Source organism: Corynebacterium sp. c7Ub_26 (assembly GCF_053760365.1).
In genome coordinates, this window is the sequence record NZ_JBSNBL010000005.1 from 1 (window position 1) to 26,394 (window position 26,394).

General features: G+C 57.9%; 24 protein-coding genes, 2 tRNA genes and 1 pseudogene. 12 read left to right on the top strand and 15 right to left on the bottom strand.

Annotated features, from left to right (window positions below; translation table 11 throughout):
- Positions 1–168: 168 nt before the first annotated feature.
- Positions 169–1,260, top strand: coding sequence for a phosphatase PAP2 family protein (locus ACWORE_RS08850; RefSeq protein ID WP_296138651.1), 1,092 nt, complete (start codon positions 169–171; stop codon positions 1,258–1,260).
- Here the strand turns inward: ACWORE_RS08850 and ACWORE_RS08855 are convergent.
- The 6 genes from ACWORE_RS08855 to mvk form a co-directional block, all read right to left on the bottom strand.
- Positions 1,257–2,450, bottom strand: coding sequence for a hydroxymethylglutaryl-CoA synthase (locus tag ACWORE_RS08855; RefSeq protein ID WP_455303576.1), 1,194 nt, complete (start codon positions 2,448–2,450; stop codon positions 1,257–1,259). The two genes, ACWORE_RS08850 and ACWORE_RS08855, sit on opposite strands and share 4 nt — an antisense overlap.
- Positions 2,447–3,556 (bottom strand): hydroxymethylglutaryl-CoA reductase, encoded by a 1,110-nt coding sequence (locus tag ACWORE_RS08860; protein WP_406605222.1) that lies wholly within the window; start codon positions 3,554–3,556, stop codon positions 2,447–2,449. Before ACWORE_RS08860 ends, ACWORE_RS08855 begins: the two co-directional genes overlap by 4 nt.
- A gap of 124 nt (positions 3,557–3,680) precedes the next feature.
- On the bottom strand, positions 3,681–4,967 hold the full coding sequence (locus ACWORE_RS08865) for an alpha-hydroxy-acid oxidizing protein (RefSeq protein WP_406605223.1): 1,287 nt from the start codon (positions 4,965–4,967) through the stop codon (positions 3,681–3,683).
- Positions 4,964–6,163: a phosphomevalonate kinase gene (locus ACWORE_RS08870; RefSeq protein ID WP_455303577.1), complete on the bottom strand. Its 1,200-nt coding sequence runs from the start codon at positions 6,161–6,163 to the stop codon at positions 4,964–4,966. Before ACWORE_RS08870 ends, ACWORE_RS08865 begins: the two co-directional genes overlap by 4 nt.
- Positions 6,164–6,168: 5 nt before the next feature.
- Positions 6,169–7,311, bottom strand: coding sequence for a diphosphomevalonate decarboxylase (gene mvaD / locus ACWORE_RS08875; RefSeq protein ID WP_455303578.1), 1,143 nt, complete (start codon positions 7,309–7,311; stop codon positions 6,169–6,171).
- Complete coding sequence (mvk, locus tag ACWORE_RS08880) at positions 7,308–8,381, bottom strand: mevalonate kinase (RefSeq protein ID WP_455303579.1); 1,074 nt, start codon at positions 8,379–8,381, stop codon at positions 7,308–7,310. The genes mvaD and mvk overlap by 4 nt, the downstream gene beginning before the upstream one ends.
- Before the next feature lie 373 nt (positions 8,382–8,754).
- Between mvk and ACWORE_RS08885 the strand changes: the two genes are divergently transcribed.
- Positions 8,755–9,108: a hypothetical protein gene (locus ACWORE_RS08885; RefSeq protein WP_296138670.1), complete on the top strand. Its 354-nt coding sequence runs from the start codon at positions 8,755–8,757 to the stop codon at positions 9,106–9,108.
- A gap of 105 nt (positions 9,109–9,213) precedes the next feature.
- Entirely contained in the window at positions 9,214–9,579 is a 366-nt protein-coding gene (locus ACWORE_RS08890; protein WP_455303580.1) for a hypothetical protein, read from the top strand.
- Positions 9,580–9,635: 56 nt separating this feature from the next.
- Here the strand turns inward: ACWORE_RS08890 and ACWORE_RS08895 are convergent, their stop codons facing one another.
- Together ACWORE_RS08895 and ACWORE_RS08900 are read right to left on the bottom strand one after the other, a co-directional pair.
- Positions 9,636–9,971, bottom strand: a complete 336-nt coding sequence (locus ACWORE_RS08895) for a hypothetical protein (protein ID WP_455303581.1) — start codon at positions 9,969–9,971, stop codon at positions 9,636–9,638.
- Positions 9,968–10,186, bottom strand: a complete 219-nt coding sequence (locus ACWORE_RS08900) for a CopG family transcriptional regulator (RefSeq protein WP_296138675.1) — start codon at positions 10,184–10,186, stop codon at positions 9,968–9,970. The genes ACWORE_RS08895 and ACWORE_RS08900 overlap by 4 nt, the downstream gene beginning before the upstream one ends.
- A gap of 179 nt (positions 10,187–10,365) precedes the next feature.
- On the opposite strand from ACWORE_RS08900, the gene gyrA reads away from it, so the two are divergent.
- The 8 genes from gyrA (at position 10,366) to ACWORE_RS08940 (ending at position 17,640) form a co-directional block, all read left to right on the top strand.
- On the top strand, positions 10,366–12,966 hold the full coding sequence (gyrA, locus tag ACWORE_RS08905; RefSeq protein WP_455303582.1) for a DNA gyrase subunit A: 2,601 nt from the start codon (positions 10,366–10,368) through the stop codon (positions 12,964–12,966).
- Positions 12,966–13,463 (top strand): DUF3566 domain-containing protein, encoded by a 498-nt coding sequence (locus tag ACWORE_RS08910; RefSeq protein ID WP_455303583.1) that lies wholly within the window; start codon positions 12,966–12,968, stop codon positions 13,461–13,463. Before gyrA ends, ACWORE_RS08910 begins: the two co-directional genes overlap by 1 nt.
- Positions 13,464–13,629: 166 nt before the next feature.
- Positions 13,630–13,706 (top strand) — tRNA-Ile (locus ACWORE_RS08915).
- A gap of 41 nt (positions 13,707–13,747) precedes the next feature.
- Positions 13,748–13,820 (top strand) — tRNA-Ala (locus ACWORE_RS08920).
- Positions 13,821–14,281: 461 nt separating this feature from the next.
- Positions 14,282–15,970: a sodium-dependent transporter gene (locus ACWORE_RS08925; protein WP_455303584.1), complete on the top strand. Its 1,689-nt coding sequence runs from the start codon at positions 14,282–14,284 to the stop codon at positions 15,968–15,970.
- A gap of 2 nt (positions 15,971–15,972) precedes the next feature.
- Positions 15,973–16,131: a methionine/alanine import family NSS transporter small subunit gene (locus tag ACWORE_RS08930; RefSeq protein WP_296138684.1), complete on the top strand. Its 159-nt coding sequence runs from the start codon at positions 15,973–15,975 to the stop codon at positions 16,129–16,131.
- A 106-nt stretch (positions 16,132–16,237) separates the two neighbouring features.
- Positions 16,238–16,570, top strand: coding sequence for a hypothetical protein (locus ACWORE_RS08935; RefSeq protein ID WP_296138687.1), 333 nt, complete (start codon positions 16,238–16,240; stop codon positions 16,568–16,570).
- Between the two features lie 689 nt (positions 16,571–17,259).
- Positions 17,260–17,640 carry a hypothetical protein gene (locus ACWORE_RS08940; RefSeq protein WP_455303585.1) on the top strand — a complete coding sequence of 127 codons (381 nt, stop codon included), beginning with the start codon at positions 17,260–17,262 and terminating at the stop codon, positions 17,638–17,640.
- 79 nt (positions 17,641–17,719) lie between these two features.
- On the opposite strand, the gene nrdF is transcribed toward ACWORE_RS08940, so the two are convergent.
- Complete coding sequence (gene nrdF / locus ACWORE_RS08945; protein ID WP_296138692.1) at positions 17,720–18,772, bottom strand: class 1b ribonucleoside-diphosphate reductase subunit beta; 1,053 nt, start codon at positions 18,770–18,772, stop codon at positions 17,720–17,722.
- Positions 18,773–18,785: 13 nt separating this feature from the next.
- Positions 18,786–19,229 carry a class Ib ribonucleoside-diphosphate reductase assembly flavoprotein NrdI gene (nrdI, locus tag ACWORE_RS08950; RefSeq protein ID WP_406605234.1) on the bottom strand — a complete coding sequence of 148 codons (444 nt, stop codon included), beginning with the start codon at positions 19,227–19,229 and terminating at the stop codon, positions 18,786–18,788.
- Between the two features lie 228 nt (positions 19,230–19,457).
- On the opposite strand from nrdI, the gene ACWORE_RS08955 reads away from it, so the two are divergent.
- The gene (locus ACWORE_RS08955) at positions 19,458–19,886 is read left to right on the top strand and encodes a pyridoxamine 5'-phosphate oxidase family protein (RefSeq protein WP_406606133.1); all 429 of its coding nucleotides are present in this window, start codon (positions 19,458–19,460) and stop codon (positions 19,884–19,886) included.
- Positions 19,887–19,979: 93 nt separating this feature from the next.
- Here the strand turns inward: ACWORE_RS08955 and ACWORE_RS08960 are convergent.
- From ACWORE_RS08960 to ACWORE_RS08980, 5 genes and pseudogenes are all read right to left on the bottom strand, one after another.
- Positions 19,980–21,657 (bottom strand): annotated as a pseudogene (locus ACWORE_RS08960) (L-lactate permease).
- 402 nt (positions 21,658–22,059) lie between these two features.
- Positions 22,060–23,316 carry an alpha-hydroxy acid oxidase gene (locus ACWORE_RS08965; RefSeq protein ID WP_455303586.1) on the bottom strand — a complete coding sequence of 419 codons (1,257 nt, stop codon included), beginning with the start codon at positions 23,314–23,316 and terminating at the stop codon, positions 22,060–22,062.
- A gap of 281 nt (positions 23,317–23,597) precedes the next feature.
- Positions 23,598–24,833, bottom strand: a complete 1,236-nt coding sequence (locus tag ACWORE_RS08970) for an MFS transporter (RefSeq protein WP_455303587.1) — start codon at positions 24,831–24,833, stop codon at positions 23,598–23,600.
- A gap of 61 nt (positions 24,834–24,894) precedes the next feature.
- Positions 24,895–25,671, bottom strand: a complete 777-nt coding sequence (locus ACWORE_RS08975) for a hypothetical protein (protein WP_455303588.1) — start codon at positions 25,669–25,671, stop codon at positions 24,895–24,897.
- On the bottom strand, positions 25,662–26,393 hold the full coding sequence (locus tag ACWORE_RS08980; RefSeq protein ID WP_406605238.1) for an ABC transporter ATP-binding protein: 732 nt from the start codon (positions 26,391–26,393) through the stop codon (positions 25,662–25,664). The genes ACWORE_RS08975 and ACWORE_RS08980 overlap by 10 nt, the downstream gene beginning before the upstream one ends.
- Between the last annotated feature and the right edge of the window lies 1 nt (position 26,394).

A 26,394-nucleotide genomic window follows, 5' to 3' on the forward strand; every position in this document is an offset into this window, starting at 1 on the left:
CCTTCTTCCGTGCGTCGGTGCGTCACACCCCAGGAATTGAGTTCTTCCTGGGGTTATGCGACAAAAGGCGGTGCGGCACACCACCGCCCCCCATTGTTTCCCCTGAGCTTCACTTAGTGTTCATGTTTACGTCAGTGGGACGTTAAAGAAGCTTGGTACACCATACGTATGGCACAAGCACCTAGTCTCCCCACTCACCAGGCCGACGACAGCCAGGCCTGGACATCGGAATCGCAGCCGGATCCGGCTCGCGCTACTCCCGCGCCAGGCCACAACCCGGGCACGACCCCACGTCGTCAACACGACGGGGGTGGCGTCAATACCACGGCGGTCACCGCGTTACTCGGAGTGGCTACTGTCTTACTGATTATCTTTACGTTCACTGACAAGCAGGTCAGCGATGCCGTCATCAACCATGACAGCGTGTTCGGCACGGTGTTCCAGTCTTATGGCGAGTTCCCTCCGGCGGTGCTGAGTGCGCTGGCTATGCAGGTCCTCGCGGGATGCCTCCTCCGTTCCTCTCTTCCGGGGATCGCGCGGGGGCTGGGCAGCATTTTGCTCACATGGGCGAGTTTCCTGTCGGTCCTTGGCTGGTCAGAGCAGGCTGAGTCGTATCGTCGGTCGTGGAGCGCGAACCTTGCGGCCGGCACCCCGATCGGCGTCGCCAATAATGATGATTCGGACACGATGACCTGGTCCCAGTTTGCCCCCGCCATGTTTATGGATATTGTCCTTCTGATCATCATTTCGATGGTGGCGTGGCTGCTGGTTCGGAATTTGTCGGCTGAGACTTTGCGCCTGATCGCGATCTCGGCTGTCATTATGCTCGCGATTGTGTGGGCTGGGCACGGGGTGAACGACGGGATGAAGAGCCTGTGGGGTCGGTTCCGCCCCTATGAGGTTGATGCTGGAAAAGGCCCCTATCAGCCGTGGTATCACATCAATTTGCCTAATGGGCACCGCTCGTTCCCGTCGGGCCACACTCAAGAGGGCACCACCCTTGCAGCCCTGGCTATCGTGTTGCGCCCGCTCGGTGGCAAAGCCTGGCGGATTGCGCTGTGGGTCGGAACGGTGTGGGGAATTCTCATGGCTGCCAGCCGCGTGATCATCGGTGCCCACTGGGCGACTGACACGGTCGCCAGTTTCATCCTGACCTACGGTCTCATTTTGATCGGATTGTGGTTGACGACGTGGGTCGCCAGCCGTTTGAATTCCACCACCATTACTAACGACGCTGGTACGCCGGTTCGCACTTCCTAGCGACGCTGGTAAATCCGCGAGTGGTCTTTCACGCCGGCGAAACGGAATGGCGCATCGGTGACCTCCGGTGTGTCGTAATCCGTAATGTCGGCGACGCGTGTCCCGGGATGAAGATCGCGGTAAGCGTCGTAGGTGAGCGGCTCGCGTGAATCCAGCGCCTTCTTGTGCTCATCGGCATGGAGCAACTTTTGGTATCCGTCGACAATGGTGCCGGTGAAGAATTCTGCAACCGCACCGGACCCGTAGGACAGGACGCCGACGCGTTTTCCGGCGAGGTCGCCAGATTCGGTCTCGAGCAGCGACATTAATGCCAGGAACACGGATGCCGTGTAGGAGTTACCGATCATGCGGTTGTAATGCATGGTGGTCTCGAGCTCGGCGGCGGTTTCGGCTTTATCCGCTGATAGACCCACATGCTCGCGCAACGCCATGTGCGCTTTCACCGCCATTTTCGTAAACGGCTGGTGGTAGCAGAAGCGGTCGATCGCGGCGAAGTCAGCCCCACCGTGATCGATGAAGTCGTCGTAAGCTCCGCGAACGGCGTTGAGGTAGGCGTCGATGGAGAGCTTTCCGTCCACCAGGGCGGTGTGCCGGTCGTTGGGCCGCCAAAAGTCCTGCACATCGTAGGTGTAGACGCCGGATGCTGGCTCGACGGCCAGGATGCCGGGGTTGACCTGGACCAGGAACGCAGCCGCTGCCGCGCCTTGAGTCGGCTCACCACCCGAGTTGAGGTCGTAGCGCGCAACGTCGGAGGCAACAACCAGCACTTTTTCCTGTGGGTTGCGGGCGACGATACCCAGCGCGACTTGCAGCGCGCCGACACCGGAGTAGCACGCCTGTTTCATTTCGATGGTTCGCACCTGGGCGGGGAGGCCGAGAAGCCCGTGAACGTACACGCCAGCGGATTTGGACTGGTCAACGCCGGATTCGGTGGCGAAGAGAAGGGTGCGGATTCCGTCGGTTCCGTTGCGGTCGATGATCCGCTTGGCGGCGGTGGCTGCCATGGTGACGATGTCTTCGTCGGCAGCGGGCTGGCTCATGACTTCTTGGCCGATGCCTTTGTGGAACTTGCCCACGTCGATCCCGTGTTTGTCGGCTAGGGTTTCGAGGGCGAAGCTGTGGTGTCCCGTGGCGAAAGTGATGTCATGGATGCCAATGGGGTTCACAGCTGTGTTCACGGGTGCGTTCACTCGCCTTTCCTTTCAATTTTCACGTGGGCGGCCATCAGTTCGCCCGGATTCGTTTGTGCGGCCAGCAGTGATAGTTCGCCGCAGAAAACAGATGCCGCACACAGTACTGCAAGTCGGCGTGCGTTATCACCCGCTGGGCGGTCTTCACGGCATCCGAGGCGTCGCAAGTTATTTTCGACAACCTCCAAGCCCTGGCCTTTGCCGTTCCCTACTGTACCCACAATGAGGTTGGGGAGGTTGCATGAGAAGTAGAGGTCTCCGTCACGCACTTCGGCATGGGTGATGCCTTGGGATCCCTCGACGATGTTGGCCGCGTCTTGCCCGGTTGCCAGGTAAAACGCCAGGAGCATATTGGCATAATGTGCGTTTGCGGTGCGCAGCCCGCCGGCCAAGGTGGTGCCTACCAGGTTTTTCCGAACATTGAGGTCCGCGATCTGTTCCGGCGTGGTTTTGAGTCGTTCCTTGACGACGTTGCGCGGGATGAGCATTTCAGTGACAACGTTCTTCCCGCGGCCCAGGATGCCGTTGACTGCGGTGGCTTTCTTGTCAGAGCAGTAGTTTCCGGAGATGGAGCCGTAGCGTAGTTCTGGGTACTGCTGGAGGATCCATGGCATGAGGTTGTCGGAGGCGAGAGTGACCATGTTGTGGCCGGAAGCGTCGCCAGTGGTGAATTCGAATCGCACGAAGAGGAGATTGCCGGCGTATTGGACGTGCAGGTCGATGAGCTTGGCATACCGGGAGGCCTGGGCGACGACGGCCTGCATGTCGTCGCGGCGTCGGTCAAGTTCGGTGGCTACGCGGAGGGCGACTCCGGCGTTGGGAGCTTCGAAGTACACGGATCGTGTCATTCGTTCATCGACGAGTGTGGCGCGGATTCCGCCTTCGACGTAGCGCGATATTTTTGCCCCGCGGCCGACGGATGGCCAGAGTGGCGTTTCGTAGGTCGCCATGGGAATGGAGACGGCTTCGTAGCTGGCGCCAGATTCCGGGGTTTGCGTGTCGTCCTCGGCGTTCCATCCCGCTGTCTCTCCCGACACAACGTTGCCTGAGATGTGGACGGGGCCGATCCATGACATGGGGATAGGAGCATATAAATTGTCGCTCATTACGTTTCCTTTTCTTATTCGTAAATGTGTTGTCAGGTGCTTATTTGGGGCCTTATTCGTGAATTGTTTTTAAATTGTTGTCCGCGAGGAGCCTGGCTAACACATGCGTGCCGATCACTATTTTTTATCGACGACGGTTGGCGACGGTGGTGAGATCAATCCCTCGCGCGCGAGCCGACTCCGCCAGGGGCCCGGTGATGAGGGCATCGGTGTTGTGCAGGTCGCTCGTGCTGGTTGCGCCGACCATTTCGTAGAGCGCCTGGAGGTGCTCGGCCCACCGGTTGATTTGGCTGGTCAGGGCGTCGACGGCGGCGTCGATTCCTTGGGCGCGCTCCTGTGGCGAGCGGGTGGCGTCTCCCACGCCGGTGCTCAACGCGGTGTGGAGGAATGTTCCGGCGACGCCCACGGCGTCGGCGCCGAGCGCGAGGCCTCGTAGGACGTCGTAGGGTTGTCGAACTCCGCCTGAGGCGAAGAGCGTGGGCAACGTGTTGGGGTCAGCAGTGGTCGCGTCGAGCAGGGAGAATGCAGCGGATTGTCCGAACCCGGTGAGGTAGGAGAAATCGCGGTCGGATCGGCGGTCGTTTTCGATTCGCGCGAAGTTGGTTCCTCCGCGGCCGGAGACGTCGGCGATGGATACGCCCAGGTCGTGGAGCTGCTGGAGTGTGTTCCGGGTCATGCCAAAGCCGACTTCTTTAACGATGACCGGCGTGTGGGTGGCCTCGAGCGCGTTAACGATGGCTTCGATGTTGCGTGGCCAGGAGGCGTACCCGCGCGAGCCTTCCGGCATGACGGTTTCTTGCACGGCGTTGACGTGGATTTGGAGGGCGTCGGCCTGGAGGGCGTCGACGACTCGGGCGGCGTCGTCGGGTGTGGCGTCGGCGCTGAGGTTTGCCCACACGGTGCCGTGGGGGTTGCGGTCGCGGAGGATGCGGAATGTGGGGAGGGTGTCGGGTTCGCGCAGGAAGATGGACATGGAGCCGGTGGCGACGACAATTCCGGTGCGTGCCGCGGTTTCGGCGAGGACGCGGTTGACTCCTGCAGTGAGTTCGGATCCTCCGGTCATGCCGTTGATGTAGAACGGTAGCCCCCAATGCAGCGCCTGTACTGTGTGCGCGCCGGTGCCCGCGTTTGTAACAGCGTTCGTATTTCCCCCAACGCTGCGATCCGTCTGGACGGTGGTGGAAATATCGGCTTGACCTGGGTCTATTCCGGCCAGCGAGTAATGGAGGATGCGGACGTCGTCCCACGCGCAATATGTCGAGCCATTACCGACGGAGCGGGGTGAGGATGTGGAGGAAGCGTTGTCGGGAGCTGGGGTTGTGGCGTCGGTGGGCTGTGGAGGTTCGCCGTGAGCCTCGCGTTGTTGCCTGGCGGCTAGGGCCAGGTGGTCGTCCTTCCGGCTGCCACTCATTTCCCATCTCCTTCCGTTGGTGTGTCATCTGGGGCGGTGTCCGCTCCCGTGGGCGAAACATGCAAGTTCAGAGGGCGGATTCCTGCCGCCATCCATTGCTCGTGGAGTGCGTGTGCGTCGACGCCCGGCGTGGTGAGCGCGATTCCGCAGTCGCCCCCTCCTGCTCCTGACGATTTCGCCCACCACCCCTCGTCGAGCGCAGTGGTGATCAAGGTGCGCAGCGCCGGGGTTTCGATGGCCACCCCTCGTTGCGTTGCGATCTCGCCTAACACCTGACGGGCTTGTACGACGGCGTTCCCAGTTGCCGACGTTGCCCTGCCGTCCGGACCAGCTTCACGCCCACCGTTGTCGCTGGTCAGCGCTTCAACAAGATTATCGACGGCTGCGTCGCTTCGCTGAAGAAGGTCGTCGGGTAGTGCGGTTTTCTTGACGACGTGCCCGACGAGTTCGGTGGTGTCGGCGGGGGTCCCTGTCCAACCGACGCTGAGTTGGATTCCCGGCGCGGCGGGGCTGATCCGGCGGAGTGATAAACCTGGCCACTCCCCTGTCAGCAGGTCGCTGATCGTTGTCGTGCGGGAGCTCGCCCCCCAGGCGCGGTCTTCCAACCATGTTCGGTCCGGTGAGTGGTATTCGACCCATCCGCCGAGTGCGCTGGCGGCGACGTCGCCTCCCGATGTTTTTGTCGTAACCCGCACTGTTGCGATGGCCGCGAGTCGGTAGATCTGCTCGCGCGTGGGCTGTAGCCCGTGGTGGCGGGCAGCGGCAGCGACGGTCGCGACGGTGACCGCGGCCGACGATCCGAGCCCGAATTTCGCGCCGCTGGTGGCATCGTCAAGGTGGCTCGAGATGTCGATATCGTATCCGCTGGTGGGAAGGTGTTTTTCTGCTCGCCAGCGTTCGACGGTGAGGACTGCGGCCGCAACGTATTTGTGGAATCCGGTCTCGTCGGTGTGGAACCGCGCGGCCGCCGTCGGGTCAGCGCTAGCTTCCCATCGGACCGGTGCTTCGTCGGGTTTCGTGGGGTCGCTCGCGTCGGATCGTAGTGTTCCGACTTCGGTGCCGGTGGGCGTGAGCGTGACGTGCACATACCTGTCGACGGCGATGAGTAGCGCGGCGTGCCCGGGGTGGACGACGGCGTATTCTCCGGCGATGTACAGCTTTCCGGGTGCCGAGGCGTGGACTGAGGTCTGTGTCACGGCTATTACTCCTGACGGTTCGCTGCGTCGTGAGCCTGTGCCGGTTGCCCTTCGTGTGCGCTGTTCTGTTCATTTTCGCTGGTCTCGCCGACGGGCGTCAGGTGAGCGCCTGACCCGGCGCGAGCAGGAATGAGCTCGAGGTCGGGGAACCGTTCGTGGAGGGCTGCGTGGGTGGCGTCGAGGTCCTTAGCCTGACAGAGCGCAACGACATTCGGCCCGGCATCCGCGGTACCGTACACCTCTAACCCGTCGTTCCGCAGCTGCGCGATGGCGTCGAAAATGGCGACGGACGTTGGCGCTAGGTAGCGGACGGGTGGCCGGTTGCCGTTGATCGCCGCGTGCATGCGGAGTGCGTTGGATTCTGTTATTTCTCCGACGCGCGTGTAGTCGCCCGCTGCCAGCGCTTGTTGCATGTAGACGAGGTCGCGCTGCGTACTGGTCACCCACCCGCCGAAGAAGGGCGATGTCCGAATGGTATCGGCCATGGCGACGCGGGAGGACACGACTTTTTGTGCGCCCGAGACGACGCAGATGACCATGGCAAGGTCGGGGCCGGGGACGCTTTCCGCGTACGAGGTGAGGTCAGCGTGTTCGTCGTCACCGTCGCCTGGGTGCCAGATGACGAGGTTGCCCAGGATGGATCGTGTAGCGGACCCGGAGCCTCGGCGGGCTAGCCGCGAGAGTGATCGTGGGTCGCCGGGGAGTCCGTAGGCTTTCGATGCAGCTGTGGCGAGGGCGGCGAATCCCGATGCCGACGATGCTAGCCCTGCCCCGGTGGGCACGGAGTTAATGGAATTGACCCGCGCGTACATGTGCGGAAGTTCAGGTTTCTCCTGGCCAGACCCCTGTTCTACGCTGCGCTTCCGCACCAAATCAAGAAACGCACTAACCCTCTTCGTCGGCGTCCCCGGCACTGGCTCACCATTGAGCGTGAAAATATCGCTGGTCAAACTCGGATCTGGGTTGACGACGGTATCCGTGGGATAGATATCAAGCGTCAGTGACAAACTACCGGTTGCGGGTAGAACTAAGTCGGCGTTGCGCTTACCCCAGTACTTGACCAGCGCGATGTTGGGGTGAGCGGTGGCTCGCGCGGTGTGAGGCGTGATCGGCCCGATATCGCCCATGCTGGGGTGTGTGGCGGTCACCGTTGAAACTCCGAGGGGTGCATGACCCATGTGCGACGTGCCCCCGCAGCGCGGAGTACGTCGGACAACGCGATCGCGTGGTTTTCGTCTTTAGATAGCGCGATGATGCAACCACCCCGGCCGCCACCGGTGAGCTTCGCACCGAGCGCCCCCGCATTCCGCGCAGCCGAGATAAGGTTTTCGAGCTCAGGACTGGAAACGCCCAGGTCAGCGAGGTGTTCATGGACGGCGTTCATCCGCTCACCCAGGGAGGCCCGGTCGTCGAGAGCGAGGTCAATCCGCGCTTCGACGGTGTGGTGACGGATGGCGTCGACATTCCGGGTAAAACGCTTCTTGTGGGTGCGCCGTAATTCGTCGACACCCCGGACGGCCGAGAGCGTATCGCCTGGTTGTCCGGTATCGGCGACAACGAGCGGCGACCCGAGGCTGACGGTGATGGGTTCGCTGCGTCCGCCCTGGAACAGCACAGGGTGGGTGTTCAGCACAGTGTGGGCGTCGAGGCCGCTCGCGCTGCCGTGAGCGACCCGCTCCCCAATCTGCACAAGTTCATATCGGCTGTGGTAGTCAACGTCTTTGCCACTGAAATCGATGATGGAATCCACCATCGCTGCCGACGCCGTTGCACTGGAGCCGAGCCCGCGCGCCGGCGGGACATTCCCTCGGCACGAAATGTGCATCCCCGACTGCGGGTATTCAAGCAGGTCCAGGCAGGCTTTAATCGTGGCGCCGACTGGGGACAGGAACGTGGGAGCGTCGGCAAGAGGACCGTCGTAATTGTTGGCGGTCAGCCACAATTCCCCATCACACGGCTCGGCCGTAGCGCGCAGAGTCAGGCACTGCATGGGGAACGCGATGGCCGGCTCCCCGAAGACAACGGCGTGCTCGCCAAACAGAATGATCTTGGCGTGAGCGCGGCCGAACCCCCTGGCCTCGTCCGCTAAGGCGGAGTAATGAGGCCCTTCCGCAGGTTGTTTATACCGTTGACTCTCATTCACACGTGCATAATCGGGAGCCTCGCTGCGACGCGAGGAAGTAATAACGTCTGCGTCGGAATGTCTCAGTGGCTGCACCAGTGCTCCTATACGGAATGAATCAAACCCTGCCGTTGCTCCACCTTAACTACAGCACCCGACAAACCTCCTCAGATCCCGTCGGGCAAATCCCATTGGGCATGGACCCCATTGGGCGTGGCTCGGCCGAGTGTGGCCAACGGCAGACGCTGCTACTCTACCACGACTCAGGGTAGTCCTCGTTTCTTATCGACGACGACGCTCCAGCTGGCCCAGGGCTTTTCTTGGTGGATTCAGGGGCTAATCGAGCCCGGAGTAACGGGTTTGTCGTGTATATTTTAAACCTAACCGAAGTGTTTTTCAGTGTTTTCAAGGGCGGAACACTTGGCGAGGAACATCCGGCGACGGAGAATAAATCTGGAAGGTCGCGACCATGTCCAAACCTCTCTTCAAGTTCCCCTTAATCGAAGCAATTATTACTGTTATCTCTTTTGTTTTCTTAGCGCGCTCTCCCGGAGCAGCTGCATTCGTTTTCGCAGCATTCGCACCGGCGATGATTTACCACTTCGTGCTCATGCTCTTTAAAGTCCAGCACTTAGCTGTGTGGATCGCATTAGCTGGCGTCGTGACTGTTGTTGGCATTATCGACTTCATTGTGGGTCCGATGGGATTTTTAGACGTATATATTCTGCCCGCCGGAATTGGGCTCTTCATTGCGTGCGCGTTGTACGCCGTGTGGCTGAAAATTGGCCGCGATGCGGGAAGCCAGCGCATCAGCGTCGCATAGTCGCAGCGTCCACGCGTAATTGTGCCGTCATGGCGGTCCGAGTACCTCCGCTGAGCGCGCACCTTCGCAACTCCCGTAAATAACTACGACAACTAAGGTCTACGAATGGCACCTAATGAAATCAGCAATTCCTCTAAACCAACTTCCCCCGCATCTGTTGAAATTCTCGCCGGGGTGTTCCCCACATTATTGCTAGCGGTAGTGTCATTTCTCTCACTCAAAGGGCAGATATCTTCAGTCGGTTTTGTGGTGCTCTCTATTGTCCTGCTAACAGCGTGGATAACCTTCCACGCCAACGCAAAAGGTAGAGCTAAGGTAGGCACCTTGGACGGGCTACTAGTCATGATTCCCGTCATCATCGCGATATTTGATCTAACCAGTAAGTCGCATTTAGGCAATGGCGCTGCAGCACTATTCTCGGCTATCGCAATCGCCTGCTACGTGGCTTACTTCGTTCGCTCGTGGAAATGACGGACGAGAGTCACAAAGCCGCGGCTCGCACAGCCAGCAGCCAGGACACCATCCGATCAGCGTCGCATAGTCATAATGTCGATCACTAGCTCAGCTAGTTTTCCGTTGGCCTTGTTCAACGGTTTCAGCCGCGTAATCGCCTCTTCCACGGCGTCGAGCATCTCCGCTTCACTTCGGTGCGTAGGTATTCCACCGATACGCCCTTGTCCGGCCGCGGCAATCGCCGCACACGCCCACGGACGCACAAGGTACACACCGGGCCCAGCCGCCGCGCGAAATTCGTCGATAATAATAAGGAGTTGTTCTGCAGTCAGTGGCCGGGAGCCAAAACCGGCCCGAGCATTTAGTTCATGATCCACCCCACGGGATCCGCCTACTCCCGGCGCGGTCATCGTCGAACCTTCTTAGCCCGAACTTTCTTAACTAGTTCCGCATATTCGGGAACTCGTGACCTGGCCAGCTCCCGCACTTCTTCGTTGTCCACCGTTCGTGCCGCCGTTGACACGATTGCGCGCACAGCAGCTTCGTGCTTCGAAGTGCCCGTCATCTCTGCCAGCAGCGTCAGGGCGCGGTCTTGGTCGTCCGTGAGCCGTAGGGTCATTGCCATAATCACTATTCAACCATTGATCCACCGTCAAGTGATACCACCGCGATACCACCAACTAGACGACGTCCCCGATAAAGCGCCTCAGTAAACCCACAGAAGCACTCCGTCGAAAAGATCAGCCCCGAACAACCCGCCGAGGCACAGCTCCCATGTCCGCCTTGTGAGGTAAGGTAGAGCGCATGAGTGATGACAGCGGAAATACCGGGGGCAATGACCTTTTCGATCGCGTCAGCCCGATCGACATCCAAGAAGAAATGCAATCGAGCTACATCGATTACGCCATGAGCGTCATCGTTGGACGTGCTCTCCCCGAGGTTCGCGACGGCATGAAACCCGTCCACCGCCGCATCATCTACGCGATGTACGACAACGGCTATCGCCCAGAGCGCAGCTACGTCAAGTCCGCACGACCCGTCGCGGACACGATGGGCCACTTCCACCCCCACGGCGATAGCGCCATTTATGACACCTTGGTCCGCATGGCTCAGCCGTGGTCCATGCGCTATCCGCTGGTCGATGGCCAGGGTAACTTCGGCTCACGCGGCAACGACGGCCCCGCCGCCATGCGTTATACAGAGTGCCGCCTCACACCGTTGGCCATGGAGATGGTTCGCGATATCCGCGAAAACACCGTCGACTTTGAACCCAACTATGACGGCAAAACACTAGAGCCGACGATTCTCCCGTCGCGTGTTCCCAACCTGCTGATGAACGGTTCCGGCGGTATTGCCGTCGGTATGGCGACGAATATTCCGCCGCACAACCTCACCGAGCTGGCCCAGGCGATTTTCTGGTGCCTCGACCATTACGACGCGGACGAGGCCACCACGCTCGAAGCCGTCATGGAGCGCGTGAAGGGCCCCGACTTCCCCACGGCCGGGCTCATCGTCGGCGATAAAGGTATTAAGGACGCCTACACCACCGGCCGCGGCTCCATCAAAATGCGCGGCGTGACCTCCATTGAGGAAGAGCGCGGGCGCACCATCATCGTCATCACCGAGCTTCCGTACCAGGTCAACCCCGATAACCTGGTCTCCAGCATTGCTGAGCAAGTGCGCGACGGCAAGATCGCCGGCATCTCCAAGATCGACGACGAATCCTCCGACCGCGTCGGCATGCGCATCGTCGTCACACTGAAACGCGACGCCGTGCCGCGCGTTGTGCTCAATAACCTCTACAAGCATTCCCAACTGCAGACCAGCTTCGGCGCCAACATGCTGTCTATTGTCGACGGCGTCCCCCGCACCCTGCGCCTGGACCAGCTGCTGCGGCTGTATGTCGATCACCAAATCGACGTCATCGTCCGACGCACCCAGCACCGCCTGGATGAGGCCGAGAAGCGTGCCCACATCCTGCGCGGATTGGTCAAAGCGCTGGATATGCTCGACGAGGTCATCGCGCTGATTCGCTCATCCCAGACCCCGGAGATCGCACGAACCGGATTGATGGACCTCCTGGATATCGACGAGCTCCAGGCCGACGCCATTCTGCGGATGCGGCTGCGCCAACTCGCGGCCCTGGAGCGGCAGAAGATTATCGACGAGCTGAAGGAACTCGAACTCACCATCGCCGACCTCAAGGACATCCTGGCCCGGCCGGAGCGCCAGCGGCAGATTGTGCGGGACGAGCTCGAGGAGATCGTCAACAACTACGGTGACGACCGCCGCACGCAGATCATCGCGGCTACCGGGGATGTCACCGAAGAGGACCTCATCGCGCGGGAGAATGTCGTCGCCACCATTACGTCGACAGGGTATGCCAAGCGCACCAAGGTGGATCTCTACCGCAACCAGAAGCGCGGCGGGAAGGGTGTCCGCGGGGCTGAGCTCAAGCAGGACGACGTCGTCCGGCACTTCTTCGTCACCTCGACGCACGATTGGATTTTGTTCTTTACCAACTTCGGGCGCGTGTATCGCCTCAAGGCCTATGAGTTGCCCGAGGCATCCCGAACCGCACGCGGGCAACACGTCGCCAACCTGCTGGAGTTCCAGCCTGGCGAGCACATTGCCCAGGTCATCCAGCTGCAGACCTACGAAGATGCGCCCTACCTGGTCCTGGCCACTAAGCAAGGCCGCGTGAAGAAGTCGAAGCTCACCGATTATGACTCGGCGCGGTCCGGTGGATTGATCGCCATCAACCTCAACGAGGGCGACTCGCTGATCGGCGCACAACTCTGCTCCGCCGACGACGACCTCCTGCTGGTTTCCGAAGAAGGCCAGGCTATGCGCTTTACTGCCGACGACGACACGCTGCGCCCGATGGGTCGCGCCACCGCTGGCGTCAAGGGCATGCGTTTCCGCGGCGAGGACGCGCTGCTGGCGCTGACCGTCGTCCGTGAGGACTCCTACCTCATGGTTGCCACCTCCGGCGGCTACGCCAAGCGCACGAAGATGGAAGAATACCCGACGAAGGGCCGCGGCGGACTCGGCGTCGCCACGTTCAAGTACAACAAGAAGCGCGGCAAGCTGATCGGCGCACTCGTCGTCGACCAAGATGACGAAATCTTCTGCATTACTACCGATGGTTCCGTCGTCCGGTCCAACGTGAAGGACATCCGGCCCAGCTCGCGGCAGACGATGGGCGTGCGGTTGGTCCACCTGGACAAGGGTTCTGAGCTGCTCGCCATCGACCGCAACGTCGAGGACGAAGGCGAGGAGCACGCGGCGAAGACTGCGGAGAAGGGGAACGCCCCCACCGATCCGGCCGAACCGGACCCGAACGACCCCAATGCTGACGGTTCCGACGGTGACGGCTCCTCCGACGCTAAGGATGGGAAGTAATGACAGGGCCGGGACCACACGGGCTGACGCCCGAGGGAAACCAGGCCAACCAGTCTGATCAGGATCTGGGCACGCGGCGCTCGACGGGCAACCTTGCCGACGACGCGGCTGGTCCGGCGTCCAGTTCCCCTAGCTCCCCCAGCGCGCACGGCGCGCCTCAGGGTGAGCGCGTCGTGGAGGTGAGCCATATTGATCTCCACCGAGCTGCCCGGATCTCGGGGGCGGTCAGCGCGATCATTGGGCTTGTGTGGATACTCGCTGCCCTCCTCATATTCGGTCTCCTAGCGGGAATGGGAGCTTGGGGAAACATGAACGACGCCCTTAACGACGTCGCAGACACCTCAGTTCCAACAAGCATGGTGATTATTGCGATCATTGCGCTCGCTGTTTTTGAAGCCATCATCGGCACGCTGTTGGGCGTTGTTGCCGCAGCTATTTACAACGGATTGGCTCGGATGGGCGCTGTTGGTGGAGTGAGAATGGTGGTACGGGACTAACGATCCGCGGTCCGTGCGATCGCGGGGCCGTGTGATTCGGGGCCCGTATGCGGTCACTCGGGCCATTACATCAATCGGGCGGGCAGACTTTTATTCGATCTATTTCCACTGTGACCTGCAGATTTGGTAAACCCCATTTTCCTGGGTAAAGTTCTGCACGGTTCATGGGCCTATAGCTCAGGCGGTTAGAGCACTTCGCTGATAACGAAGGGGTCGGAGGTTCAAGTCCTCCTAGGCCCACCACGAAAACCACTTCGGTGGGGTTCGGGTGGTGAAAACCACAGGGGGCGTTAGCTCAATTGGTAGAGCACTTGCTTTGCAAGCAAGAGGTCACGAGTTCGATTCTCGTACGCTCCACAGGAAATCCCTGGTTACGCTTCGGTGGCCAGGGATTTTGTCGTATCACAGGTCAGGGCGGATTCGGGTTAAACGACACAAGTGTGTCTGCTCGTCGGCGTGGGTTTCGTCGCAGAAAATGAATGGTACTGCGACTTGGTGACCATTTAGCCTTGTGAGGTGAGGTAGGCACCTCACCTGACCCTCTTCTAGACCATGCGGTATGCTCTGTACCCGTGAGCGCACAAGTAACCTTCAACCGAATTATTAACTGAGCGTCTGGCTACCCTTTACCAGACGCTCCCCCGGCCTGCGGAAAACAACCGCACCGGGGATTTTTGCTATTCAGACCCGCTAACAAAGGGCCGCGGCCTACACCCAGGTTTCACCGGCCCAGTTGGCGTCGGAAAGAAAAATCGAAAACCCTCGCCTGCGACCACTGGAAACCCCGAGGGCCAGGCACGAACATCACGGAGCAACCCATGCCCCAGAAGACATCCGTATCCAGCGGGGACGAACCCGCCTCTGCTGCTAACTCCCCAGCAAACAAGCCAGCGAAACGAGCTACCTTCGGCGGCCGGTCCATGTTTATCTTCGCCGCCATCGGTTCCGCCATCGGGCTCGGCAACATCTGGCGATTCCCCTACATTTCCTACGACAACGGCGGAGGAGCCTTCCTCTTCCCCTACGTCATCGCCCTGCTGACCGCAGGGGTGCCGGTCCTGATTCTCGATTACGTCCTCGGCCACCGCTTTCGTGGTTCCGCACCGCTCGTGTGGCGTCGTATTTCCCGGAAAACCGAGGCCATCGGGTGGGTGCAAACCGGCATCACCTACATCATCGCCTTCTACTATTGCGTGATCCTCGCTTGGGCGGCCATGTACACCTGGTTTTCGTTGAAACTGGCATGGGAACAGGACCCGGAGAAGTTCTTTACCGGGGACTTCCTGCACGCTGACACCACAAGCCTGACCAGTACGAATGTGGTGTGGCCGATCGCGATCGTGCTAGCCCTGGTATGGGCAGCGATCACCGCGGTCATGGTACTGGGGGTTCGTAAAGGCACCGGGTTGCTCTCCTCGATCTTCGTCCCGCTGCTCATCATCATGTTCATCATTCTGGTCATTCGTGCACTGTTTTTGCCGGGTGCTGCTGAGGGGCTCGAGGCCTTCTTTACCCCGCAGTGGGGCGCTCTGCTTGATCCCCAAGTCTGGATTGCCGCCTATGGTCAGATCTTCTATTCCCTGGCGATCGCCTTTGGCATCATGATGACCCAGGCTTCCTACCTGCAGAAACGAGCAAACCTTTCGGGCCTGGGAGCCGTCGTCGGCCTATCCAATAGCGCCTTCGAGGTGCTCGCCGGCATCGGCGTGTTCGCAACTTTGGGTTTTATGGCTGTCACCCAGCATGTGGCCGTCGCCGACGTTGCCACTAACGGCATCGGCCTGGCATTTATCGCCTTCCCGACGATCATCAATAACATGACCGGCGGTCCGATCTTCGGCGTCCTCTTCTTCGGTTCTCTCTTTATCGCGGGCTTTACGTCACTGGTCACCATCGTGGAAGTCGTTTTGTCCTCAGTGCAGGAAAAATTCGGACTTTCCCGACGTCGCGCTGCCATCTATGTCTGTATGGCCTGCGCCGTACCATCGCTCATATTTTTCCCCGTCTCCACGGGGCTTGCCACCCTGGACATTGTCGATAAGTTCGTGAATGTCATCGGTATTGTTGTCATCGCCGTAGTGGCGATCATTGTCATCGGCTGGGTGCTTCGCCGTCTGCCTGAGCTACGGGAGCACGTCAACCAGATCAGTAGCCTGCAGCTTGGCCGCTGGTGGGATTTCTGTCTCTTGGTGCTCACCCCGCTGGTACTGGGGACGACGTTTGTGTTGGAGATCATCACGCTGGTTCGCGATGGATACGAAGGCTATCCGACGGTCAAGGTAGCCATCTTCGGCTGGGGGTTGGCTGTGCTCTTCTACGGTGGCGCCCTCCTGATGTCGCGGGTTCCGTGGCCACGCGGAACGATTCTCGACGGCCCACCGGTCAGTGATTATGGAGTGCCGCTGACCGGGAAGGGAGCACCCTTCGGCCAGCATCTAGATAATCCCTATGAATCTATTCGCGACCGTGAGCGTCGGCTCGAAGTCTCTGGTCTGAAGGAGGCCTAGCCATGGATACTGTCACTATCATCGTCATGATCCTCTACTTGGCCCTGGTGTGGGGATTGTTGATCATTGCTGCAATTCACTTAACCAAGCACCCGGATGAGAACAGCGGAAAGTTGGGGACGACGGATCTCGACGACTTGCCGCAGTACACCAAGGTGTAGACGTTCACCGCGGGCTTGGTGTGGCCACTCCGGGAACCACCGCTCTACAAACGCGTCAGTACTCCATGTCGAACAACACTCACGGAGTAGACAGGGGGTAAACGGCATGGATACAGAAGCGTGGCTTCGACTGGTGCAACTGATCATTGCCGGTGGCGGCCTGATTGCTGTTATCTTGACGCTGCAACAAAAGACAAACAGTGACAACCGCAGCGAATGGTGGAGACGATTCACCTGGGCGGTAGAGACCGTAGACAACGATAAAGCTACCGAACAGTGCCGAAGAGCGGCGGAAATTCAATTAGACTGCTTATCAGAAAGCCCGCTAGCCAGGTCATCAGAACAGAGTTTGATTGCACAGTTCTACGAGATGGATGATAATGAACCCAATATTATTGGGGAAAAGGATGGTGGGAATGATGACAACAACGTGGACTGACGAAACACCGCAAGCCCGCAATATACGCAACCTCAAAAAAGCAATCAGAGGTTGCGAAAAGATGGGAATAATCCCATCACGGACGGCCTATAAACGCGCCAACCTGCCCGTACCCACGAAAGCCACGAACGAATACCAGCAGCCTCCCCTGTGGAGAAAAATGATCAACTTTTGGCGACCCGTCTGGTAACCACGCGCCCCGCCAATCCCCGCCACCACGGCGGGGATTCCTTTTCTTACCGACATATATGCGCGGCGGACGATATGTAGGTCGTTGCTGAAATTGCACTACCTAGCAGTCTCACGGGGATCCTCAGGCAGTTGGTGTATGCAGCTAAAGACACTGATGTCATCAACGATGATTAAAAGCCGACGCTAAGTGGCTCGGCCTAAAGAACACAGCCGAAACTTCCGAAAAGCATCTCCTACTACTCACGCACACGTCGTCCTACTATCTACCCCTATAAGGGTAACTTTTCTGAGTCTATAGACATCTGCAATTGAACATGATGAACTATGTTCAGTGTTCTTAACACTTTCGATATTCGTTTCCCTATGTAGGAGGAGCCCAGGTTCCGTCGTGGCATATTTACGGCTTGAGTAATGGGCGCCTACCAGGCTAATGCACTCACACAGGTGTGGCGGCAAGGGAAGCTATTTTCCCCAACCAAAGGACAGGAGTTTAATTCGTGAGTTCAGCGACAAAACGAATTCTGGGCGTAGGCGTGGTCGGAAGTCTCATGATTATTGTGGCTTTTGTAGTGGGTGAAATCATCGGCACAGATAACGCTACGACTGCATCTTCTGCCTTCTTAGACATGCTCTTTGTCGGGGGTCTGGGCGCTATTTTCGGCGCTATCTTTGCCGGCATCTTTAAGAAGACTTCGGCACACGTTAAATCAGTGCTAGGTATTGTGGGTCTATTTGTAGCGCTCTTTTGTCAGTCAGTCATGAATCAGCAACAAGACTCGCCAGAGATCTTTGCTCCAGCGCTACTGATGTATCCAGCTCTGGGTCTAGTGATCATGTGCGCTATACATCCGTTGATCAAATCTCGAAACGACCACTAGCTCGCTTGACGCACAGATTCGCATCCTGGTTTAAAGCCCTACAGGCTGGGCAGCTGCCCAATACCGCCCTACGCATCTGCTAAAAATCCCAGTCAGATTCCTCTGTCGCTTCGGTTTTCCCGATCACATAGGAGGCCCCGGAACCGCTGAAGAAATCGTGCGTTTCTGATGCCTCAGGCGCGAGAGCCGCCAAGATATCCGGTTCCGTCCGCTCAGCTTCATCCTCGTACAGGGCTGGATAGCCGAGATTCATGAGAGCTTTGTCCGCGTTGTAATAGACAAAAGCCATAACGCCCGTAAAGTTCGGACGCGAGGTGAAAGAGGATTCTGCACTCTTGCGAGAATCATCGGGCACAGCGATATCGCCATACAACTCACCGGAGTAGGTTTTCTCCAAACTCAAAAGTTGATCCACCAGAGAATACGTAAACTCTTGGAGCTCATTTTTCCTCTCTGGGTGAGCATCGAGTCCCCGCTGAAATTTATAGCCCGAATAATAACCGTGTACAGCTTTGTCACGAAGGATAAGACGAATCATGTCAGCGGTATTCATCAGTTTAGCTCGACAACTCAACCACAATGGCAAATAAAACCCGGCGTATAAGAGCAGTGAACTCAACAGTGTGGCCGCTACCTTCCGCTTCAAAGGATCCCCGCCATAGTAGTGCTTCATCACCTTAGTTGCACGCTGTTGGAGGACAGTGTTGCGCATTGCCCACCCATAGGCTTCCGTGATCTCCGGAGTACTACACAACGTACTAAAAACACTGCTATAGCTCCTAGCATGTACGGACTGCATGAACGAGATATTGGTATATACCGCCTGCTCATGCTCGGTTCTGCCATCCGGTATCTGACTCACTTCACCCACCGTCGCCTGAACAGTGTCAAGCAACGTCAACCCAGTGAATATCCTCACGGTAAGTTGGCGCAGATCTTCAGGTAGCGAATTCCAACTGGAAATATCATTGGACAGAGGCACTTTTTCAGGAAGCCAGAAATTCCCCGTCAACCGCTGCCACACTTCCAAGTCCTTCGGATCTTGTAAGCGATTCCAATTCACAGGCCTCAATGGTTTTTCAGCATATTTGGGCCATTCAGCCGGGGTTATCGAATCATTGATATAGGACAAACCATTTTCCTCTCTAAAGGGTTTCTTTTTCTTCCACGTGTTTCCAAAAATTCATCAATCCACTCCGAACTTTTTCAACGTCACGGCTCGTCCCTAATAACTCGAATCTGTAGAGCTCTGGGACCTGGCATTTCGAGGCAATCACGGGGCCGGCACAACAAAAAGCCGCCCCAAAGTTGGTGTTCCCACTGGTTATTACTCCGCGTAATAGGCGTCGGTTCTCTTCATCGTTGAGAAAGCGAATGACCTGACGTGGAACCGCCCGAGCGATGTCCCCTCCCCCATAAGTTGGGGTGATAAGCACATATGGTTCCGACACATGGAGCTCGGGAGCTTTCAATTTCATCGGGATTCGGGCCGCAGGTAGGTGGAGTTTGTCCACGAAACGTGCGGTGTTTCCCGAGGCAGACGAAAAGTAGACAAGGTGCGTCCCAGAGACACTAGATGGACTCGGCATAGTTCTCCCACGTGGAGGCGGATAGATCTCATGAGGGCTCGTTCATCCCTTCATTATTCAATAGGTTGAACTATATCATTCATCATGATGAAATAACAGCCTCAGTAACTCCTCCCGCGCGGACTAGCGCATAAGGAGCAACTTCAGCACTTGCAGCCCTTCAGCGTGGGGGTTTCGTCAGCAAGCCCCTACCAAGGGTGTGAGAGTTTTCTAAAGAAAGGGCGCATGATGGCAACACTGACAGATCCAATGAAAGAAATGATCAGCCAGCAACTTCCGTTTTTGGCGACGGTGACTGACGCTGAGACCCTTCGACCTAATCTCGGGCCGAAACGCTCGTTACGCGTGTGGGACGACCATACCTTGGTGTATAACGAGAACACCGGGCGTCAGCATTATGAAAATTTGCGCGAGGGCTCACTGGCCGCCGTCGCAGTGGTGGACTGGGCCGAACTCGATGGGTACAGGTTTATCGGGCCTGCGGAAATCCACCGCACCGGGCCAGTGTGGGACGCGTGCCTTGCTTATGCAGAGGCTCACGGTTACGCCCCACCCAAGGCGGGTGTTTTAATCCATGTTCAGCAAATCTATACGTTAATGATCGGCGCGCATGCCGGAGAACTGATTGACAGTGATGACCCCGACTATTGCGTTTAAATGATTTCGACGGCTGGGCGGGCCCCACTCCCTTATGGATTTCCCAACCGCCGAATCTGAGATAGTCGAGTCTTACACCGCCAAAATCTGAGATTACGGAATCATCCAGCTCAATACGGTTGCCTGCAAACCATTAATGATACATAGGGCGATCAGAAGTCCGACGCTCCAGAGAACCACCTTCCGGAGAATCTCGGACTCACGTCCAACCAAGCCGACCGCCGTCGCCACAATGGTGAGGTTCTGGGGGCTGACCAGCTTACCGACGACACCACCGGACGTATTCGACGCAACCATGAGAGCAGGATCGACATTCGCTTTCACAGCAGCTGTTTGCTGTAGCGTCGAGAACAATGCGTTCGCACTAGTGTCGGAACCAGTCACCGCGGTACCCAACCAACCGAGAATCGGGGCAAAGAACGCAAATGCCGCACCTACGCCAGCGATCCATGTACCCATCGTGATTGTCTGACCCGACTGGTTCATGACGTATGCCAAAGCGACCACGGACGCAACAGTCAAAATGGAGAATTTCATCTTTACCAAATTCTCCCAATAGGCCTGCCCTAATACCTTTAAAGAGACCCGATACACAGCGGCAACAATGAACCCTGAGATAATCAGCAGTGTTCCTGGTGACGATAGCCAAGTAAATTCAAAGATGGTTGCCCCCGATACCTTGCCGTCTGCGGTCAGAATGTGGCCGTCCGAACCTGGCCAGTGAATCGTGACGTCTGTGCTCTTCAGGAAGTGTTTCACCGGGTCGCATAACTCGGCCAAAGAGAAGACGACGAGAACGAGGAGGTACGGGAAGAGCGCCATGAACGTCCGGCCGGCGGTGAGCTCACGCTCTTCTGTTTCCTGCGCAACCGTCTCTGCACCTGCGATGTCTTGAGTACCAGCTTCCTGGTCCTCCTTTAGTCGTTCTACAAACAATCGCTCGCGGGCTTCTTCTGTTCCCTTCGGCTTCCACACACGCAACATGATCACGGTGGCAGCGACACCCATCAGAGCTGCCGCAATGTCAGTTAGTTCCACCGAGATGTAGTTAGAGAACACGAACTTGGTGAGGGAGAACACGAGGCCAATGACGAAAGCGATCGGCCAGCACTCTTTCAAACCACGCTTTCCGTCCACCAAAATGCACAAGAAGAGTGGGATAAAGACCGACAAAATAGGGGTCTGTCGGCCGACGATGGCACCAATGTGCTGGTAATCAATACCCGACAGCGCACCAGCGGTGATGATCGGCGTTGCCACAGCACCAAGCGGTATTGGCCACCATGACCGACACCGCAGCGCGCATGCGGGAAAAACCGATGGTCAGGAGCATGACGCCGGTGATGGCCAGCGGCGCACCGAATCCGGCCAGCGCTTCCAACATGCCACCGAAGCAGAACGCGATAAGAATTGCCTGCACGCGGGGATCGTCGGAAAGTCGATCGATGAGGGCTCGTAAGTCCTGGAAGCGGCCCGAGCGAACAGTGATCTCATAGAACCAGATCGCGGCGATGACGATCCACATGATCGGGAAGATGCCGAAGACCGCACCCTGGGTGGCCGCCAGGCCCGCAAGGTGGGCTGGCATTCCATAGGCTGTAATTGCAATGACGAAGGAGACGGCCAGGGCGGTGAGGCCAGCCCAATGGGCCTTCCACCGCAGTACTCCGAGTGTGACAAAGATTGTGGCCAAGGGGAGGAAAGCTACCAACGCGGAGATAAATAAATTATCTGCCAGCGGAGCCAAATCAGGCTGATAGGTGGAACTCATGACACCGGTTATTCTCACTTTTCAGGGGCATCACTGGGGGATGCCGAGGGACAAACTACGCATCACCCAGACTGCTTCTCACACACCAGCAGAAAATAGTGATGTACAACACATACGTGGTGAAACCGACGTATTAGTCACATCTTCTACGATCACCCTAAACGGGACAAAATTCGTGATGATGCGACAACTAAAAACACGGGAAACCGCATGTAGACGTCAGACAGGTCCCTATTTTTACCCCCAAATGGGAACCTAAAGACGCAAAGGGTTCACCGTGGCGTCAATCATATTCACTGGCAGCCAGGCGCCCGGCGCGACCAACCGCACCCGTGGCGACGCTGGAGGCTAGTTCTCACATTTTTAGAGGAAGTGTGTGAGACCTAGCCCTCCCGCTGCGAGTTACACAGTTGCATCGTCGCGTGACGAATCCACCCGATTGAAACGAGTGAGCTGCGTGACGTGCTGTGGACCTAGCTCCTCAATGCTCGTGACCTGCAGCAGCTTCATGGTCCGTTCGATCTGCGACCGTAAAATTTCGATGGTCCGGTCCACACCGGCGCGACCGCCGGCCATCAACCCGTACAGATAAGCACGTCCGATCAAGGTGAAGTCCGCGCCCAAGGCCAACGCGGAGACGATATCGGCACCGTTCATGATGCCGGTGTCCACCATGATCTCCACGTCCTTGCCGACTTCGCGGGCCACCTCGGGGAGAAGCAAGAATGGCACCGGAGCGCGGTCGAGCTGGCGTCCACCGTGGTTCGACAACACAATGGCGTCGACACCAAGGTCGGCAAGCTTTTTGGAGTCCTCAAGGTTCTGGACACCCTTCACGGCGAGCTTTCCGGGCCACATCTCACGAATCGTCTTCAGGTCATCGAAGCTAATCGTGGGGTCCATGGCATTATTGAGCAGTTCGCCCACTGTGCCCCCGGTCGAACTCAAGGACGCGAACTCCAGCGGAGCCGTCGTTAAGAAGTCAATCCACCACCAGGGGCGCGGGATGGCGTCGACAACGGTCTTCACCGTCAACTGAGGCGGAATAGAAAAACCGTGACGAACATCGCGCATACGGTTGCCAGCCACCGGTGTATCGACGGTAAAGAACAAGGTATCGAACCCGGCTTGTGCTGCGCGTTCAACCAAACCATAGGAGATTTCGCGCTTACGCATCACGTACAACTGGAACCAGTTGCGCCCCGTGGGGTTCGTGGCCTTCACGTCTTCAATCGAGGTGGTGCCCAGCGTCGACAAGCAGAATGGAATGCCCGCTGCACCAGCTGCACCTGCGCCCGCGACCTCCCCTTCGGTCTGCATGAGGCGGGTGAACCCCGTTGGAGCGATACCGAATGGCAGGGAGGATGGACCGCCGAGAATCGAGGTGCTCATATCGATTTCGGAAGCATCTTTGAGGATGGACGGGTGGAATTCCACGTCCTCGAATGCCTTGCGGGCACGGGCTATAGAAATCTCCCCTTCTGCAGCACCATCAGTGTAATCGAACGCCGATGCTGGAGTGCGGCGCTTCGCAATCTTCCGCAAGTCATAAATCGTCAAAGCGTTTTCCAAACGACGCTTCTTCAAATTCAGCTCGGGTTTTTTAAAGTGCAGATATTCCCTAATTTCTTTAGGATTCGGGAACTGACGCTGAACCACGGGGACTCCTATTCGCAGGACGTAAATATAGACACGCGCAAGGCTCGCTAACCTGCCACCGATGTCGTCACAACAAAATCCCACGGCAGGCGGGTGAAGCACACGAGATTGCGCTAACTACATCGAGCCTAAACAATTGGTGAATGCATTAACAGTAGGTGTAACCATGCGGGGGTAGGCTAACTGCATTAATTGTGTGTGACGAACCAAGCGTTGCCACAATTACTTAACAAGCCTGCTTATTTGGGGTCGTGGGGTCGTGGGGCGCGGGTGCTTGGGGATTAGGTGGTGTGCGATTCAAGTGGACGCCATGCCCGCCAACCCATCGCTGTCGCACACAGCACAACACCGAGGACAACCGCGACGACGGCACTCCACCCTGCCGTCGAATAAAACGAAATTGGTGCTACCCCGCCGATCGCACCGCCGACGTAATAGCCCGTCAGATACAAGCCGACGCCGGTCGACCGCGCACCCGCGGCTAACCTCCCTACCATCAGCGTTCCAACCTCCTGACCAGCGAATACACCGACGCAGGACAACGCGAGACCAAAGATCACCGTAGGAATCGTCGGAAAGAGGGTGAGGACGAGACCGACGACGCTCACGCTTTGGGACGCAAGAAACGCCCGGCGCGGACCCCACTTGTCCATCAGCGCGCCGAAACGCGGCGTCGTCACCGTCGGGATGAGGAATACGACAAAAATCAGGCCAATGGCGCTGGTAGAGAGGCTGAACGGTGGGTGCGCCAATGCCAGGGATGCAAACGTGAATGACGCAACCTGTTGGAACAGCAAGGCGAAGCCCACCAAAACTGTCATGACAATGCGTGGTTTGCGTAAGAGCCGGCCAGCGTTAGCAAAGAACCCGCCGACGCCACGGTCCGCAGTTCGGATGAAGTGCCGCTCCGGCGAGAGACCCCAGTATGTCACAGCCAGTGTCAGGGCCAAGATAACCGCATTGCCCAGGAACGATAAACGCCAACCGCCAGCCCAATCGGAGAGCACGGCAGCGACCATCCGACCCGAAAAACCACCCAATGCGGTACCAGCGACATACAGAGCGTTCAGGGTGGAGGCCGTCGGGGGTTCAAATTCCTCCCCGATATACGCCACGACGACGGCGAAGACGAACGGGCAACACATTCCCTGGGCACAACGGAACGCCAAAAGGGCCGGATAGGACCACGACGTCAACGCCGCCACGGTCAGGACCACCATCGCGGTCACTGCGGCCAGGATTACCCGCCGACGGCCAATCCGATCGGACAACATTCCCGCAAAAGGAGCTGTTATGGCGACGCCTGCCGTCGTCGTACTAATCGTCCACGCTGCATTGGTGGTCGGAATATGCGCCCACGCGGCGATCTCACCCAGGATCGGCTGCGTCGAATAGAGATTGAGAAGTGCGGTCATTCCTAAAAGAACAACCGCACTTTTGGTAACGAGCGACACGTGGGTGTGTGGAGCATTGCTAACCGACGCAAAATCGGCACCGCCATCCGGAGTGGTGACCATATGACCTCCGCACGGCTATCGACGACCTGCATGCACCACCTACAGCCTAATAGACCAGCGGTTATGCGTATCGCTTTACAACTCGATACCAGCCCCCGGCGCACGCAGCGACCACCCACACAGCAAAGAGGACTCCTGCCATTTGCCAGCCTTCTATCGGCAACGGGAACTGCGTCTCCTCACCAATGAAGACGGACCCATTGCTGAAGGGCAAGAACGCGAAAACCTTGCCACCATTGGGCAAAACCACACTGAAGGGCTCTAAAACGAACTGCCACAATAACAACAGTCCCACCGACGCGGACGCAGTACGAAATAGCGCACCTACACCCACTCCCAAGCCACAAACAAGGAAGCTGTATGCCGGTAGGCTCCACATAAGATGTACAACGTCGGAACTGCTGAAGCTCCAGCTCTCTGTCACAGAGGGAAAAGCCACTTTATCGGCAGCTATAGATATCACCACTGTCACACCAGTAAGCACAGCAGCGATAACGCCAGTGAACAGCCATTTCGCGCCCAACAACAGGCCTGGACGCTGGCATGCACGATAGCTCAGAGGCATTGTACTAACCCGATATTCGCCCGTCACGGAACCGACAGCCCATAAGGAAAACAACGTACAGATCATCATGCGAATCCAATGGGCTATCTGAATCGGCTCCCATTGACGAACACCGCCACCCAAAATCTCCCGGGCAATAACGGCCTCTGCACACATCACCAATGACGCCGCAATACCCACCACAACGGCCAGCGGAAGAATAACCCACGTAGAACGCAAGGAAGCCAACTTCGACCACTCTGCTTGACACTGTCTCTTGGCCATCAGAAACATGAGCTCGCCACCTTACCGTACTTCACAGCACTCCGAGTGAGCGCCACATAAGCCTTCTCCAGATCCCCATATTCACTGTTCAAGTCCTGAACTCCGCCATCAGCTAATACCTGTCCCCCACCGATGATGAGTACCCGATCAGCTACCTTCTCCACCTCACTTAACAAGTGACTGGACACAACTACACAGCGGCCCATAGAGGCCAGATGGGCAAAAAGCTCACGCATCCACATAATGCCGTCCACATCCAGCCCATTAATCGGCTCATCAAGAAGAAGATTCTGCGCATCTGGCATGAGGGCAGCTGCTACAGCCAGACGCTGACGCATACCCAAAGAAAACGAATCTGCTCGTTTCCCCGCCACATCCTGCAACCCCACAAGGGACAAAAGCGCATCGGCACGCTCTACGGGCATCCCGCAGCATCGCGCTACCCAGCGAAGATGAGCACGGGCGGTACGTGCGGGGTGTACGGCATCCCGATCAAGAACCGACGATACTGACCGCAGTGGATTATGTGATGCTCGAAGCGGGGCACCATCGACCAAGATTCTGCCCGAATCCACCGGGATTAACCCAGCCATCGCAGATAATAGTGTCGACTTTCCGGCACCATTGGGGCCCAACAAGCAGGTCACTTCGCCGTCGCGGAGGCGCACGCTCATGCCTCGGACAACCGATTTCGAACCGTAACTTTTCGATATTCGCTGAACGTCAATCATG

Excerpts from the sequence above, each read along its gene's own strand:
- ACWORE_RS08955 (WP_406606133.1), top strand. The coding sequence starts at position 19,458 with ATGGCAACACTGACAGATCCAATGAAAGAAATGATCAGCCAGCAACTT.
- ACWORE_RS08885 (WP_296138670.1), top strand. The coding sequence starts at position 8,755 with ATGTCCAAACCTCTCTTCAAGTTCCCCTTAATCGAAGCAATTATTACT.
- ACWORE_RS08865 (WP_406605223.1), bottom strand. The coding sequence starts at position 4,967 with ATGAGTGGCAGCCGGAAGGACGACCACCTGGCCCTAGCCGCCAGGCAA.
- ACWORE_RS08970 (WP_455303587.1), bottom strand. The coding sequence starts at position 24,833 with ATGGTCACCACTCCGGATGGCGGTGCCGATTTTGCGTCGGTTAGCAAT.
- ACWORE_RS08850 (WP_296138651.1), top strand. The coding sequence starts at position 169 with ATGGCACAAGCACCTAGTCTCCCCACTCACCAGGCCGACGACAGCCAG.
- ACWORE_RS08890 (WP_455303580.1), top strand. The coding sequence starts at position 9,214 with ATGGCACCTAATGAAATCAGCAATTCCTCTAAACCAACTTCCCCCGCA.
- ACWORE_RS08975 (WP_455303588.1), bottom strand. The coding sequence starts at position 25,671 with ATGTTTCTGATGGCCAAGAGACAGTGTCAAGCAGAGTGGTCGAAGTTG.
- ACWORE_RS08930 (WP_296138684.1), top strand. The coding sequence starts at position 15,973 with ATGGATACTGTCACTATCATCGTCATGATCCTCTACTTGGCCCTGGTG.
- ACWORE_RS08860 (WP_406605222.1), bottom strand. The coding sequence starts at position 3,556 with ATGAGCGACAATTTATATGCTCCTATCCCCATGTCATGGATCGGCCCC.
- gyrA (WP_455303582.1), top strand. The coding sequence starts at position 10,366 with ATGAGTGATGACAGCGGAAATACCGGGGGCAATGACCTTTTCGATCGC.
- ACWORE_RS08980 (WP_406605238.1), bottom strand. The coding sequence starts at position 26,393 with ATGATTGACGTTCAGCGAATATCGAAAAGTTACGGTTCGAAATCGGTT.
- nrdI (WP_406605234.1), bottom strand. The coding sequence starts at position 19,229 with ATGCCGAGTCCATCTAGTGTCTCTGGGACGCACCTTGTCTACTTTTCG.
- ACWORE_RS08925 (WP_455303584.1), top strand. The coding sequence starts at position 14,282 with ATGCCCCAGAAGACATCCGTATCCAGCGGGGACGAACCCGCCTCTGCT.
- ACWORE_RS08910 (WP_455303583.1), top strand. The coding sequence starts at position 12,966 with ATGACAGGGCCGGGACCACACGGGCTGACGCCCGAGGGAAACCAGGCC.
- ACWORE_RS08895 (WP_455303581.1), bottom strand. The coding sequence starts at position 9,971 with ATGACCGCGCCGGGAGTAGGCGGATCCCGTGGGGTGGATCATGAACTA.
- ACWORE_RS08935 (WP_296138687.1), top strand. The coding sequence starts at position 16,238 with ATGGATACAGAAGCGTGGCTTCGACTGGTGCAACTGATCATTGCCGGT.
- ACWORE_RS08900 (WP_296138675.1), bottom strand. The coding sequence starts at position 10,186 with ATGGCAATGACCCTACGGCTCACGGACGACCAAGACCGCGCCCTGACG.